This is a genomic window from Bacillus norwichensis, assembly GCF_014836955.1.
Lineage (GTDB): Bacteria > Bacillota > Bacilli > Bacillales > Bacillaceae_C > Siminovitchia > Siminovitchia norwichensis.
Window position 1 is genome coordinate 248,629 of the sequence record NZ_JACSPV010000001.1, and the last position, 12,299, is coordinate 260,927.

The window sequence follows — 12,299 nt, forward strand, 5'->3', positions numbered from 1 at the left end:
AGTTGAAGTGGATCATCAGCTTTTATGGGCTCCAGATATTAATATTCATTTTTTTAATCATCATTTCATGGTTCATATGGGACAAACGCTTTAAAAAGAAACACGGGCGTAAAGTCCCGGATGGTTTCGAGCGGACGAATGAAATCTCCATCGACCCCACAACAAATAAAAAATTGACCGTTTACTATAACCCTGAAACCGGTGAGCGATTTTACAAAGAAGAATAGCGATTCAGCAAAAAGCAAATTTGGATAAAGAGGTTCCTTAGCTCAGTGATCATACTGCCTAGGGGACCTTTGTGACGTCAGCAGACTCAAGACGCCACCCTCCTGTTGCTTGGTAATACTGTAGACTCCCAGCTTTTCAAATAAAAAAGGCGCCTCTGAGCAAATTGTTCAGCTGACGCCTTTTCCTTACATTATTTTAAAGCCTTGTTTCTGAATAGCGGTAATTTTTCCAAGTAGATGATGTCTTCTCTTCCCGCTGCATTTCCTTCAGCTAAAATAGCAGCTTTTGCAGCAACTGTACCGCCTGCCTGAACAACCAGCTCTTCCAATCCACGTACGGACTGCCCTGTGCTGATTACATCATCGATAATAGCCACCCTTTTTCCTTTGATCTGCTGAACATCGTCACTGTCCAAGCATAGTATCTGTTTTTTCTGAGTAGTAATGGACTCCACTTCGTTGATCAGAGGGGCTTCCATATAAGGTTTGATGCTTTTTCGTGCAACAACATACTGCTTCATGCCAAGCTGCTTTGACAATTCATATATAAGTGGGATTCCCTTCGCTTCTGCTGTAACCAAAACATCTACTTCTGGCAATTTACTTGCGAGAATTGGTGCAGTGTATGAGACCAGCTCTGTATCTCCCAAAATAACGAAGCTTGCAATACTCAGTTCATCCGATACAGCAACTATCGGCAACTCCCTTTTTATATCCCCAATCGTTAATGTATAAGTCTCCATTTTTTAACCATCTCCTTAAAAACCAAATAGTCCTATTAAAAATTGTATAATTAATCCTGCCAGCATGCCAAGAAATGGATCGGTAATCGCCGTGACAACCATTGTGATTCCACCGACAAGACCAGAAGCCGCCTCGCCAGTAGAAAATGCAGCAGTAGCATTTCCAGGCAATGTAACAATGGCACCTAAGACAAATAAAAATCCTGCTATAGAAGCACTTGGTACAAATCGCCCGATTTTAGGAAGTAGCCCGGCAAATAAAATAACAGCCATAATCACCATCATCAGAACACCTGACCAAACAGGATGTGGAGCACTAGCAGTTGCTGAAATGACTACCTCAACCGGTGCGCCGCCAAAAAATGACGATACCATGTCTGCCAAGCTGCTGATCACAGTCAGTACATCAACATTGACATTGGTTTGCGCAATTTCACCATTTATTTTACCAAAAGCGATATTTGCCCCTATGTTCAAACATACCATTGCCAACGCTCCGCGGATTACCATTGGATTAAGAACTAATTTTTGACGGACAAGTCTTTCCTTCTCCGGTTTTTTCAACTCAGCTTTATTGTTTTTTGTAAGAAAATAATAGACGATGCTTGAAAGAATAACTGAAACGGTTATCGTATAAACAAGATCCTTTGTTGCCATATATACAATCAGAGCACTGGCAAAAGACGTAATCCCAATCAGCTGATTGTTTTTCGCCATATCCCAGGCCACTTTAGTTAACATAATACCAACACCCGCCATCATCCCGCTTGTGATGACAGGTCCAATCCAGTCAACAATCTTCTCCAATAACCCGAATAAGCCGATCGGCACCATAATCAAGGCACCAAAAAAGATCATAGAAAGCCGTTCACGCATGTTTTTACCCATTGTTCCAGCCAGCGTGATTGTTTCCGCCTGATAGGAAATAACCGGAACAGAGCCCATGATTGCATTTCCTCCTGCACCTATTATAAATGCAAGAGCTGTTGGTACCGAAGCAAAACCGAAGGTTAATGCTAGGAGCCCCTGTGGAAGTCCATTCAGTACTACACTTAATGCTGCCAATATGTCTTTGAAAATATCCATAATACACTCCATTCCTTTATTCAAGATAAAATACGAACGTTAATACAATAACAATAAACATTGTACGGTTTCGACATTTTTTTCAAGCCCTTTGATAAAATTTCCAATATTTTTTTTTCGTCCAATATAAGCCTTTATTTTGGCTTTATTAAAAAAGTGCAACTATAATAGTTCGGTGCTCAAAAATTTTTTCGGCTAGATTGGAGTGTTGTATTATGAAAAACTTACTCATCTTAGGTTTAAGTGTCCTTTTATTAGCAGGATGTACCGAAAAGAATGATCCGGCAAAGGATGCGACGAACGCTGAAGAAAGTGAAGCCGTACAATCAGTAGAACCGGAAAACAAGCAACAACAAACCGAGGATAATAGTACTGAATTATCAGATAAAGAATCTGATGATAACTCTGCTGTTGAAAATGAAAATAATTATATGGAGCTTCCGGTCGTTTTCGAAGAAATTGGAAGCGATGAGTTTGAACAGATTGTTCAAACTGACAATCCAAATAAAAGAGTGATTTTTTTGGGAGATCAAACCAATAATAAAAAATTTAAAAGTATTTACATAAAACATGACAAACGTCTGAAAATAATTGATTTGACAAACGATCAACTAATCTTCAATGAGGTACTTTAAAAAAGCGTCCAGACAGAGGACGGGTTTAGTATGCCCGTTCTTTATTTTACTCCATTCAAATGAGCACGATGGGAAAGGTGCCCTTCTTATGCCCCATCTAAAAACAAGCACGATTGCGAAGGTCACTGAAAGCACAAAATCAGCCGGAGAAAAACGAATAAACTCGTTTTCTTCGACTGATCTATTTCAAATGCTTTTTTAGAGCTTTAACAGCAGTTCCTTTTCCCAGTCGGATTCCAAGCTTACTTTCGGCACTGGGGTAGGCTTTTCATTTGCATCAAGTGCAACTAAAGTAACTGTAGAGGTCGTTGTAAGTTTTTTCTGATCAGTTTCCAGATCTTTACTTTCGACTTTGACATACACTTTCATGGATGTGTTGCCTGTGGACAGAACAAACGCCTCCAATGATAGAATATCACCACTTTTCGCAGAGGATACAAAGTTAACAGTATCTATTGCGGCAGTCACAACAGTTTTCTTCGAATGCTTCATCGCCGCAATCACAGCAATTTCATCTATGTAGGATAAAACAGTTCCACCAAAGATAGTGCCTAAATGATTTGTATCTGGCGGCAATACAAGCTTTGTCTGAATAGTTCTTGAAACGTTTGACGAAATGACTTTCTCCATATAATCTCCTCTTTTTTTCTAATATTTACCTTTTCCAACATTCATTCATATTATTATACGATCCAATAATAAACAACCCAGAATTGACCGTTACTACTCAATCATCATTCGAGTTGAATCTCAAAATAGCATTATTTTATTTTTAATTTCTTAAAAAACACTTTTTCCCAAACTGTCCAAGGTAATATATTTTTTAGAAACAATGTTGTTTTCATCCCACTGCCGATAGGATAGCGGAGTTTTCTTATATCTTTTTTCTTGCATAATTCTACTACCAGCCGGACAACTTCTTCAGGATCTCCTAGTTTGTTTTGCCCTTGTTCCAGTTCGCTTTCTATGGCATTCATATATTGGCCATAAGGAGAATCATCAGCTTTGGATTTCTCGGCTATTTTCTTACCAGTTGACCAAATCGAAGTTTTAAACGACCCCGGTTCAATTAAAGCAACATCTATTCCAAGTGGCTTTAATTCTAGCCGCAAACATTCACTCCAGCCTTCTAAAGCATTTTTTGAAGCAACATATGGAGATAGTCCCGGAAATCCTACTTTCCCCGAAATACTGCTCATATTAATGATTTTCCCTTTTTTGCGTTGTCTCATATACGGAAGAACAGCTTGCGTAACAGAAATCACTCCAAAGAAATTCGTTTCAAATTGTTCTTTATATTCTATCAAACTGACTTCTTCGCAAAAGCCGCCAAGCGCAAAGCCAGCATTGTTTATTAAAATATCAATTGGAGGAAGGTCCTGCAATAACCGCGAGAAATTCTCTACAGATTTTGTGCTTGCTACATCTAGCTGTAAATATTCCAGTCTTTCTTCTACCTGACCCTCCTTGCTCAGTTGTTTAATATAGGCTGACTTTTCCATATGTCTCATTGTTGCAATGACAAAGAAGCCTTGCTTTGCCAATTCAATTGCGGTTAGCAGTCCAAAACCACTGGATGCACCAGTGATCAATACTGTTTGACTGTTCATTTCTATTCCCTCGCTTAACTTATTTGAACCTCCCCTATCATTATAAATGAAAAAAGAAGGGGAAATTCCCCTTCTGTCTAAAAGTGGTTAGTTGCTCTCAATGTCATTTGCAGTTCGTGGATTCTCGTCAATATACGGCTGCAAGTAGGTTTCTCTTAACTCATGACGCATCCAACCCATCAAGCATAGCACAACAAGAAAGGTCGTCAATGAAAGCATGAGATATCGTTTTACATCATGCCGCTGCAATTGATAGAGGAAAAAGACCAAGACCAAGGTCAAAAGAATCGAAACTAGTAACAGTGTTGTTAGTAGAAGATCCTCTCCCATATACAGCATCATAATTGGCCGTTCAAAACTAATTAATAGGAGGGTGCCGAAAATAAGCTGCAGTAAGGTTGTCCAAATCGCGACTTGCAGACCCAACCTTTTCCCATGTGCATAGACTATGAACTTTTCCTGTCTTTCATTTATTTCCATGGATTGGTTTTTCAGTTTTTTCTGCAGTCTGTTATTCCAAAAATAGAGGTAAATTCCCGTAACTGCAAAACTAGACAAAATAAAATGAAAATACCGCTGCCAGATTTGAGGATAATAGAATAATCCATGAAAAAATCCTTTTGACCCTGCCCACATTTCCGGGTATAGCATAGATACAACATTCACAATGAAAATCAATGGAACAAATAGCAATAGCAGGCTCCCGCTTGCTCCTAACAAAACATGCAGAGTTTTCTTTCCACCTTTGTCCATTTTTCTCCATAGGAATTTATACATATACAGAATCAAGAAAGCGACAATTAAAATAATAAGAAGTGAGAGCCAAGCCTTACCAATCAACAGCGTTGAGGGGTAGAAATATTGCGTATAGATGACACTGATAAGTAAAAGAGGCGCTACTCCTAATACGACGGCAATACTTTTTAGGATAGATGTATGATTCGCCAATTGAAAAGCAAACTCATCAAATACCTTCTCTTTTTTCCATATTCCTTTTACTTCTTGATATACTGCAAGGGTTGAAGAGCCCACCGTAATGTTGACAAACAAAATGTGCATCAGAAAGCTTACTACAATTAACACTTCGAAAAAACCAATGTTTCCTGGAATAACTAGTTCTATATCCTTCGGTATGATGGAGAATAATTGCAACATATCATTTTCCCTCCAATGCTGTGGATGCCGCTTCTTTTTTAGTTACTTCAGCCAAATAATGTGCCAATGCATCCAATTCATCTTCAGTACCTACGAATGGCGGCATAAATGGTCTTGTTTCATGGAGAGTTTGGATATACGAGGCAATGCTTTCTTCATCCCATCCGTCAAGCCTTTGTTTAAATGCCCGCTTCTCTCTCCAACCGTCCACTGTATGGCAAGACATGCATTGCCCCCTATATAGCTCCATCCCAGCCTCAGCCCGATTATCCTCCGTTATCTCTGTGACTGTTGAAAAAGTAGAATGCTTAAGATACCCTTCTTTTTTATACAGTTCCTCATTTTTTGCCAAAACACCGTTGGCATACATATAGTCATAAATAATATATGGTTTTCGAACTGACTCGCGTACTGCTTCAAATTCTGCGATAAATGCCATTGAGGTGCCAAATATGGCGATGGATAAAATAAGCGGCAGCTTCTTCGGCTTCATGACCATCCAGAAGGCAAAAATTACAAAAGCAAATAGTCCCAAAAGGTTCATAACCTTAAACACTTGATCAGTCATTCCTGTTGACCAGACAATCATGTCATATGCTTCCGAGGGAATGCTCTGTAAATACCAAAGTCCACTGATTAATATTCCTGGCAAACAAATGGCTGTCCAAAAGCCCAAAACCTTGAATACATCTTCTTGAAGCGACTTGTTCTTGACAAAAATCTTTATTGGAAAAGATAGAAGTGCAACCGCCAGCATTACAGCAAGAAATGTCCTGAAAGCTAAAGACGGCAAATAGGTAGGATTAAAGAAAGCATTCCAAAAAGATAAGGTTTCCGTCCATCTGCCTGGTGTAAGTTTTGCTGATAAAATACCTGTAATGATGGCAGCAGTGATCCATGAGAATATTGCCAGTGCAACACCGATTCGGTTATGGATAATCCTTTTAGCACCTTCCCACTTATCCCATGTGTAATAGTAAATAATGAGCAGCACAACTTCAGTAACAAAGACAAGCCATTCAACAAACCACGCCCAAAAAAAGATCCTCAGCAATGAGCCGATAGAGTCAGGCTGAATCACTGTCGTTGAAAACCAAATTCCAACACCTGTAATGGCTCCAATTGTTGTAGTTAAGATCAATACCCATTTACTAAGCTTTCTTGCCAAATTCCTTAATGGCTCGTTATTTGTTTGTATTGCACGATATTCCGCAGTTACCATAAGCGTTGTGATCCCTATAGCCACTCCATGACTAATAATGACATGAATAATAGCGATGATGGCAATGACAGTTCCATTTCCCAGCCACGGGAACTCTACAACTGGAAAGTTCATGCAGGTCCCTCCCTTTGATGTTCTCCATTTCATCATAAGAGAGCATTGTGTGGTATCTGTTAAATTGGATTGACTGTTATTGGGCTATTCTTTGATGTAAGTGTGAATAACATGATCAGCGAAAAAGAAATGCCGCCTATGGAGCAGTATGCTCCGTAGACAGCATCAGATCAAATGCTCCTTGGCATGTTTGAACCCAGATTGTATCAAGTTTATGCTCGATACATTTGCTGAAAATCTGTGACATCCGCCGGAGGCTTTAACTTTATTCAGCCGGGGTTGCCCCCGCTGAATGGGATACCGATATGCTTGTATCTCACCACTTACAAAAGTCGGAGACTTCTATTGAATCAAGTTAACATCTTACATTTACTTTAATCATTGCCACAATTCCCAAGGATACTCTTTTGGTGGCTTTGATTCGAATCTGACCGTATCTTTTTTCGTTGGGTGCTCAAATTCAAGCGTATTCGCCCACAGTGCTATTTGCTGTCCAGGACGATTAACATTCTGTCCGTATTTTTGATCCCCATACAAAGGATGACCAATAGTTGAAAGCTGTACCCGTATTTGGTGGGAGCGCCCTGTAAGCAGTCTTACAGACAACAGACTGAGGTTTTCAGAGCTGGCTAGAACTCTATATTCCAAAATCGACTTTTTTCCCTGCTTATGAGTAGCAGGAACCACCTTAACAATATTATTTCGCTGATCTTTATATAAGTAATGCTCGAGCCGGGCTTCTTTCTGTGGAATCCCCCTCACAACAGCAAGATATGTCCTTTCGAATTTTTGCCTCCTGATTGCATCAGACAATCTGGAAGCTGCTTTAGAGGTTTTTGCAAAAACCATCACACCTCCCACCGGTCGGTCCAGACGATGTACGAGTCCGAGAAATACATTTCCTGGCTTTTGATAGCGAATCTTAATATCTTCTTTTAACGCCGAAAGCAAATCCTTATCACCACTATTATCCTCCTGCACCGGTAGATTTACTGGTTTTTCTACCACGAGCAGATGATTGTCCTCATACAAAATTTGAATCTTCATTTGCACAACAAAATCCTTTCAATGCTTATTTGAATTCTTCCAAGTCTGAAGAATCAACAATCCTAGGCTCAAGCGTTTCTGCAAGCTAAAAAGTTCCTCCGGTTGAACTACCTTTACATTCCCCAATTCATTTGTCATATCCAAAACAATTCTATTTTCACCTATAGAAAAAGAAAGACCTAATTTATCATCTTTTTGTACATAATCGACTATGTAAAAATCATCAGCATCCATTATATATGACAGGTGGAGTTTCTGAACAGGAGCCGGAAAAATCTCGTTAAGAAATCTCTCAACTATTCTAATTCTCTTCTTTTGACTTGACCATAAATAACCTTTTCTCACCGAATTCCACAAATCTCTTTAACAGTCCGTTTTCATCAATAACGATCTTTCCAGCCTCTTCCCCGCTTCCCGCAACAAGAAGCTGATATGTATCGTCTTCGTATTCAATTGGTACAACTGTAAGCTTTTCCGTCTTTTTCCTTTGAACAAATGCTCTAAATTTCATTAGTAATTGATCTATAAGATCTACTCCGCCCTCATATTGCTTTTTTTATTCTTATTTTCTTTCTCCTATGTTGATTCGCTGTGGACACATAGACTCCAAATATGACCATCAGCATTCCAACGATTTGCTGCCAGCCGATGGAGGCATCGTAGAGGAAAAAGGCGATCCACGCAGCATTTATTGGTACAAGATTCATATACATACTTGCTTTACTGGCTCCGATTTTCTGAATCCCTTTATTCCATAAGAAGAAGCCAACAATAGAGGCACAAAAAACCATGAATGCCATCTCACCCCATGCTTGGTATGACATGCTAAAAACCTTCCCCCATCCTTTTTCCAATAAAGAGAGCAATACAAGAAAAATGGAGCCAACAATCGTTGTTACGGTTGTTGTCAAAAAAGGAGAGACTTTTGCCAAGACGACTTTTCCAATCAAACCATGGATGACCCAACAAAAAAGAGCAGCAATAAACAGCAAATCTCCCGCATTAAATTGTAATTCCTTTAATGTTTGAAAAGACCCATTAATAATGACAAGGAAGACCCCTGTTAATGATATAATAAGCCCACACCCTAAACGGACACTCCATGTTTCCCCCAAAAACAGAACAGCACCGAGCGTAACAAAAACGGGTGTCGTAGCAACGATTAATGATCCATTCACGGCAGATGTGTACTCCAGCCCCATAAAGAAAAAAACATTATATCCAAAAATCCCTGTCAATGCCATCAAAAGCAGGGCCAGCCATTGCTCCTTTATTTTTTTACTGTTCCATTCTGACCTGAACCAAGCTATTGCAAATAAAAATAGGCCTGCCAGTCCAAAGCGAAATGCGGCGGTTGTAATCGGCGGTACTTCTGTGATGATATGCTTAGCCGCACCGAAAGCTCCACCCCAAAATAAAGGAACTAATAATAATAAAAAATATATACTGGTCGTTTGTTTGTTCTCCTGTTGCATTATTTCACTCCCCATTACTGACCAACAAAACAGTTCAGTCATACCAAATGAATATCGTCATGTCCATCAAAGCTTTTGAATAAATTTATAGATATAAGAATACCTTAAGTTTAACAAAATATTGGTTATTTTATATAATTCCATTAAAAGGAGGCTTTATCTATTGATAAAATCAGTTGCAGTCTTTTGCGGATCTAGACCCGGTGCTTCCGACGCATATATAGAAGGAGCCAAAGCTGTTGGAAAAGAATTGGCCAAACGAAATATAACCCTTGTTTATGGAGCAGCCAGTGTTGGTATTATGGGGGCTGTTGCAGACTCAGTGCTTGAAAATGGCGGACAGGCCATCGGCGTTATGCCTGAGTTTTTAAAAAGAAAAGAAATTGTCCATCCCCGCCTCTCTGAGCTTATCATTGTTGATTCCATGCATGAAAGAAAAGCAAAGATGGCTGACCTTGCGAATGGATTCATCGCTCTCCCAGGAGGCCCCGGAACACTCGAAGAATTCTTTGAAATTTATACATGGTCACAGCTCGGACTCCATCAAAAACCATGCGGCATATTAAACATCAATCAATATTATGACCCTCTCATCACCCTATACCAGCACATGCTAAAAGAAAAATTTTTGGACGAAAAGTTCCGGGACATGGCGCTGGTTGATGTAGAAATCGCCAATTTACTGGACCAATTTGATTCCTATGAGCCGCCAAATGTAAAAACATATTTGACAGAAGACCGCACATAAATATCCGTTCTTGTTTTTTGAAAATACACATTCAGGGGTATTGATGATGTTAAAAATTAAAAAATTGAGTGACATTCCCATTAGAGATGCCTGCGATGTCTGGAATCAAGGATTTGTTGATTATTATGTAAACATGCAAATGACCGTCAGCCAATTCACTTTCAGATTAGGGTGGGACGAGCTCTCGCCCGATTTTTCTTTTATCGCTTATTATAATGGCCTTCCCGCTGGAATTATTTTAAATGGAATCAATGAATTGAACGAAAGAAGGCTGGCCTGGAACGGAGGTACAGCAGTGTCCATTTCTTTCCGGGGCAAAGGGATTGCAAAAAAATTAATGAAATCGACAGTCGCGCTATACAGACAGGAGAATGTCGATACTGCAAGCTTAGAAGCTTTCACTGTCAATGAGCACGCCATTCGCCTATATGAAAGTTTTGGATACCAAACTTCAGATGAATTGGTATTTTTGAAGAACACAAAATCTGAGGAGGAAAACTCAGTTAGTATGTCAGCGATGCCAGGCTATTCAATCCATCACGGACTCGCGCATGAAATTCGTGAACTATCGTTCTATCAGCATGATGCCCCATGGAAGACCCAATGCAATTTCATCCGCAATGGTGAATCAATTGTTATGAAAGATAAAAATGAGAAGGCCGTGGCGTACGCCTTGTTTCAAAAAAAGAATGGTAACATCATTCTTTATCAATGTGCCGCAGATGAAAGAAGACCAAACAAACCGGACCTTTTACAGTATTTAATAGATTATTTGCTACAAGCAGAGTCACGCATTATATCAACTTATAATCTGCCAGAAAAGAATCAGCTCCTCATAAACATTTTAGAAAAAGCCGGATTTAAACAAGAATTTACGGAACACAAAGTTCCACTAAAACAAGTGTGGATGAAGAAAGAAATGACATCCTGCTAACTATAAAGAAACTGCCTGGTGAAGACGAGGGCAGTTTCTTTTTGTCTTTCCCAAGCAATACACTTCTTTTACTGCCCCCTACCAGTAATTTATTTTTTCTTCTACTTTCAATTTTTCATCAAATTAGATATTTCAGTATAACAAATGTATAACTATTTGGATATGATTCCAATATTCCCCAAAATTACCGTCACAAAAAATACAATACTAAGAACCTTTTGTGACAACAAAGTTATAATTATTGTCTTTTTTAGTCGATAGGAATATTATTTTTTCGCGTGGGATTTTCTTGAAGAGTTTTACAAAAATTTGAAGTTTATTACTATTCTCCAATACAATTCCAAGCAATTCCGAATGAAATGAGGGGAGTATTCTGTGAAGACTAAATGGTTGCTTATGTCACTTACCGTCTTTATTTCTTCCGTCCTTTCGGGGTGTGAAAATTCATTAATGATTTTTGATCCGAAAGGTCCGCAAGCGAAAACCTTATCTGACACCATCCTATTCTCGATCTTCATGATGGTTGGTATTTTATTAGTCGTCTATATTTTGTATTCTTATATGCTTTTAAAATATCGTTCATCCAAACTGGACGAGGACTATGAGCCTCCCCACGAAGAAGGCAGCAAATGGCTTGAAATCACTTGGACAGTCATTCCAATTATCATTGTAATCGTACTGTCTGTTGTTACTGTCCGTACAACGGGGGATGTTGAGAAAGCACCGAAGGCTTACGCTGATGATAAGCCACTGGTTATATATGCATCATCATCTAACTGGAAATGGCATTTCAGCTATCCTGAAGAACAAATCGAAACGGTAAACTATGTGAATCTTCCGGTAAATAGACCAGTTGAATTTCGCCTATATTCATACGGTCCAATTACAAGCTTTTGGATTCCTCAGCTTGCAGGTCAAAAATATGCGATGAGCGATATGGTGACAAGAGTTCATCTCGTTGCAGAAACTCCAGGTTCATATGTGGGAAAAAACTCAAACTTCAGCGGTGAAGGATTTGCTCATATGGAATTTGAAGCTCAGGCAATGACTAAAAAAGAGTATCAAGACTGGATTAGCGATGTGAAAGATACTGCACCAAAATTGACAGAAAAAGAATTTGATAATCTGTTAGAAACACCACATGTGGGGAGAAAAACCTATAAGTCAACACATCTGGATTTCAGACCAGCACCTGAGGGGAAAAATGCAGGCCACCATCATAACGATGCTGAAAAGAAAACGGACTCTTCAGATGTACATGATCATATGCAACATGGACATGCTGCACATGAATCATAAGAAC

General features: G+C 39.2%; 15 protein-coding genes. 5 read left to right on the forward strand and 10 right to left on the reverse strand.

From position 1 onward, the window contains the following. Positions 1-2 precede the first annotated feature (2 nt). Positions 3-227: a hypothetical protein gene (locus H9631_RS01260; protein ID WP_191809427.1), complete on the forward strand. Its 225-nt coding sequence runs from the start codon at positions 3-5 to the stop codon at positions 225-227. Between the two features lie 191 nt (positions 228-418). Here the strand turns inward: H9631_RS01260 and H9631_RS01265 are convergent, their stop codons facing one another. Then, a complete protein-coding gene (locus tag H9631_RS01265) occupies positions 419-970 on the reverse strand; it encodes a phosphoribosyltransferase family protein (protein WP_191809428.1) in 552 nt (183 codons plus the stop codon). A gap of 15 nt (positions 971-985) precedes the next feature. Beyond that, positions 986-2,056, reverse strand: coding sequence for an NCS2 family permease (locus H9631_RS01270; protein ID WP_191809429.1), 1,071 nt, complete (start codon positions 2,054-2,056; stop codon positions 986-988). Positions 2,057-2,271: 215 nt separating this feature from the next. Here H9631_RS01270 and H9631_RS01275 point away from each other — a divergent pair, with 215 nt between their 5' ends. Further along, complete coding sequence (locus H9631_RS01275) at positions 2,272-2,691, forward strand: hypothetical protein (RefSeq protein ID WP_191809430.1); 420 nt, start codon at positions 2,272-2,274, stop codon at positions 2,689-2,691. 198 nt (positions 2,692-2,889) lie between these two features. On the opposite strand, the gene H9631_RS01280 is transcribed toward H9631_RS01275, so the two are convergent. From H9631_RS01280 to H9631_RS01315, 8 genes are all read right to left on the reverse strand, one after another. Continuing rightward, positions 2,890-3,321, reverse strand: a complete 432-nt coding sequence (locus H9631_RS01280; RefSeq protein WP_191809431.1) for an acyl-CoA thioesterase — start codon at positions 3,319-3,321, stop codon at positions 2,890-2,892. Positions 3,322-3,452: 131 nt separating this feature from the next. Continuing rightward, on the reverse strand, positions 3,453-4,301 hold the full coding sequence (locus H9631_RS01285; RefSeq protein ID WP_191809432.1) for an SDR family oxidoreductase: 849 nt from the start codon (positions 4,299-4,301) through the stop codon (positions 3,453-3,455). Between the two features lie 87 nt (positions 4,302-4,388). Continuing rightward, positions 4,389-5,456, reverse strand: a complete 1,068-nt coding sequence (locus H9631_RS01290; RefSeq protein WP_191809433.1) for a cytochrome c class I — start codon at positions 5,454-5,456, stop codon at positions 4,389-4,391. A gap of 1 nt (position 5,457) precedes the next feature. Continuing rightward, the gene (locus H9631_RS01295; protein ID WP_191809434.1) at positions 5,458-6,792 is read right to left on the reverse strand and encodes a c-type cytochrome; all 1,335 of its coding nucleotides are present in this window, start codon (positions 6,790-6,792) and stop codon (positions 5,458-5,460) included. A 378-nt stretch (positions 6,793-7,170) separates the two neighbouring features. Continuing rightward, the gene (locus H9631_RS01300) at positions 7,171-7,839 is read right to left on the reverse strand and encodes an RluA family pseudouridine synthase (RefSeq protein ID WP_191809435.1); all 669 of its coding nucleotides are present in this window, start codon (positions 7,837-7,839) and stop codon (positions 7,171-7,173) included. A gap of 18 nt (positions 7,840-7,857) precedes the next feature. Beyond that, positions 7,858-8,073: a hypothetical protein gene (locus tag H9631_RS01305; protein ID WP_191809436.1), complete on the reverse strand. Its 216-nt coding sequence runs from the start codon at positions 8,071-8,073 to the stop codon at positions 7,858-7,860. A gap of 67 nt (positions 8,074-8,140) precedes the next feature. Beyond that, a complete protein-coding gene (locus H9631_RS01310) occupies positions 8,141-8,350 on the reverse strand; it encodes a hypothetical protein (RefSeq protein ID WP_191809437.1) in 210 nt (69 codons plus the stop codon). 31 nt (positions 8,351-8,381) lie between these two features. Beyond that, entirely contained in the window at positions 8,382-9,314 is a 933-nt protein-coding gene (locus H9631_RS01315) for a DMT family transporter (RefSeq protein ID WP_191809438.1), read from the reverse strand. A 166-nt stretch (positions 9,315-9,480) separates the two neighbouring features. Here H9631_RS01315 and H9631_RS01320 point away from each other — a divergent pair, with 166 nt between their 5' ends. The 3 genes from H9631_RS01320 to qoxA all read left to right on the forward strand — a co-directional run bounded on the left by H9631_RS01320 (position 9,481) and on the right by qoxA (position 12,295). After that, a complete protein-coding gene (locus tag H9631_RS01320; protein ID WP_191809471.1) occupies positions 9,481-10,062 on the forward strand; it encodes an LOG family protein in 582 nt (193 codons plus the stop codon). Positions 10,063-10,108: 46 nt separating this feature from the next. After that, a complete protein-coding gene (locus H9631_RS01325; protein ID WP_191809439.1) occupies positions 10,109-10,996 on the forward strand; it encodes a GNAT family N-acetyltransferase in 888 nt (295 codons plus the stop codon). Between the two features lie 375 nt (positions 10,997-11,371). Continuing rightward, the gene (qoxA, locus tag H9631_RS01330) at positions 11,372-12,295 is read left to right on the forward strand and encodes a cytochrome aa3 quinol oxidase subunit II (RefSeq protein WP_404801699.1); all 924 of its coding nucleotides are present in this window, start codon (positions 11,372-11,374) and stop codon (positions 12,293-12,295) included. The last annotated feature ends 4 nt before the right edge of the window (positions 12,296-12,299 follow it).

Excerpts from the sequence above, each read along its gene's own strand:
- H9631_RS01265 (WP_191809428.1), bottom strand. The coding sequence starts at position 970 with ATGGAGACTTATACATTAACGATTGGGGATATAAAAAGGGAGTTGCCG.
- H9631_RS01270 (WP_191809429.1), bottom strand. The coding sequence starts at position 2,056 with ATGGATATTTTCAAAGACATATTGGCAGCATTAAGTGTAGTACTGAAT.
- H9631_RS01275 (WP_191809430.1), top strand. The coding sequence starts at position 2,272 with ATGAAAAACTTACTCATCTTAGGTTTAAGTGTCCTTTTATTAGCAGGA.
- H9631_RS01280 (WP_191809431.1), bottom strand. The coding sequence starts at position 3,321 with ATGGAGAAAGTCATTTCGTCAAACGTTTCAAGAACTATTCAGACAAAG.
- H9631_RS01285 (WP_191809432.1), bottom strand. The coding sequence starts at position 4,301 with ATGAACAGTCAAACAGTATTGATCACTGGTGCATCCAGTGGTTTTGGA.
- H9631_RS01290 (WP_191809433.1), bottom strand. The coding sequence starts at position 5,456 with ATGTTGCAATTATTCTCCATCATACCGAAGGATATAGAACTAGTTATT.
- H9631_RS01295 (WP_191809434.1), bottom strand. The coding sequence starts at position 6,792 with ATGAACTTTCCAGTTGTAGAGTTCCCGTGGCTGGGAAATGGAACTGTC.
- H9631_RS01300 (WP_191809435.1), bottom strand. The coding sequence starts at position 7,839 with ATGAAGATTCAAATTTTGTATGAGGACAATCATCTGCTCGTGGTAGAA.
- H9631_RS01305 (WP_191809436.1), bottom strand. The coding sequence starts at position 8,073 with ATGGATGCTGATGATTTTTACATAGTCGATTATGTACAAAAAGATGAT.
- H9631_RS01310 (WP_191809437.1), bottom strand. The coding sequence starts at position 8,350 with ATGAAATTTAGAGCATTTGTTCAAAGGAAAAAGACGGAAAAGCTTACA.
- H9631_RS01315 (WP_191809438.1), bottom strand. The coding sequence starts at position 9,314 with ATGCAACAGGAGAACAAACAAACGACCAGTATATATTTTTTATTATTA.
- H9631_RS01325 (WP_191809439.1), top strand. The coding sequence starts at position 10,109 with ATGTTAAAAATTAAAAAATTGAGTGACATTCCCATTAGAGATGCCTGC.